1 pseudogene is annotated in these 833 nt (G+C 37.3%); it reads left to right on the top strand.

Features of this window, described 5'->3' with window-relative positions:
- Positions 1 to 7 precede the first annotated feature (7 nt).
- A pseudogene (locus tag CP368_RS10100) lies at positions 8 to 781 on the top strand (phosphatidylserine decarboxylase family protein); the annotation flags it as partial.
- Between the last annotated feature and the right edge of the window lie 52 nt (positions 782 to 833).

Genomic DNA, 833 nt, shown 5'->3' with positions numbered 1-833 from the left:
TAAAGAAATAAATTTAAGGAATCATTCATCCTTACACAAACTATTTTACAGTCTCGCTTTAAAAGAATTGATTGAATCAAATTGTTATATTTGGAATTTGTTTCAGATGATGTTTGATGAAATTCCTCAGAAAGATGTTGATACACCTGCAGGAACACCGCAGGTTCGAGACTATCACGAACTTTTATTAGTGCTTAATCGGCTAATTCAACGTGCTCCGAAATTTAATACAACTGGCTTGGTTGACACACCAATTAATGCCGTACTTGATTATCCAATGGGAACTCGTGCCGGTTATGTTTTATTTAACGATCCACGTGTTAATGCCAAGATGAAAAATATTTTGGATTACTGAGGTCGGTATTTACAAAGTGAAGAGTCTAGTTATGTTCTGAATACTTCAGATAAAGGCTGGCTTTCACCGTATGCTTTAAATGAAATGGCTAAAGAAGCAGGCGGAGATAATTTCGTGGACTTATTTGCTGTGCATTCAACAGATGTTAAACAAAAATTAGGTTATACTTCATGGGATGATTTTTTTACTCGTAAGTTTAAGCCAGGTATTAGACCTGTAGCATCCCCAGATGACGATGACGTGATTGCTAACGCCTGTGAATCTGCCCCATTCCGTATTGCGCATGATGTACCACTTAAAGCTAAGTTCTGGATTAAGGGACAGCCATATTCATTGATTGATTTGTTGCACAATGATCCGTGGACATCAAAGTTTGAAGGCGGTACATTGTATCAGGCATTCTTAAGTGCTCTTAGTTATCACCGCCGATGAATATATCTCAGATATTGGATCGGGCTTAAACTATAAACGTCCTAAA

Origin of the sequence: Lactobacillus sp. UMNPBX17 (assembly GCF_002553735.1) — a bacterium.
GTDB classification, from domain to species: domain Bacteria; phylum Bacillota; class Bacilli; order Lactobacillales; family Lactobacillaceae; genus Lactobacillus; species Lactobacillus gallinarum.
The sequence above is the reverse complement of the archived record's forward strand: the minus strand, read 5'-3'. Positions and strand labels throughout refer to the sequence as shown.